Here is a 251-nt window from a genome sequence, read left to right on the forward strand (position 1 = left end):
TTGGTGAGTTGGACAATTTCCGATGGCAGAGTGCTCAGTTGATTGTCGCCCAGGTCGAGGGTTTGCAGATTGCTGAGTTGTCCAATTTCCCCTGGCAGAGTGCTCAGTTGATTGTCGCCCAGGTGGAGGGATTGCAGATTGCTGAGTTGGCCAATTTCCGATGGCAGAGTGCTCAGTTGATTTCCGTTGAGGTCGAGGGATTGCAGGTTGGTGAGTTGGACAATTTCCCCTGGCAGAGTGCTCAGTTGATT

General features: G+C 51.8%; 1 protein-coding gene. It reads right to left on the bottom strand.

The window, feature by feature from the left end; genetic code table 11:
* Positions 1–251, bottom strand: a 251-nt coding sequence (locus ACM0OY_RS40640) for a leucine-rich repeat domain-containing protein (protein WP_414574337.1), incomplete at both ends; no start/stop codon positions are given.

Source organism: Nostoc sp. CCY 9925, assembly GCF_963920935.1.
In the GTDB taxonomy this organism is placed as follows: domain Bacteria; phylum Cyanobacteriota; class Cyanobacteriia; order Cyanobacteriales; family Nostocaceae; genus Nostoc.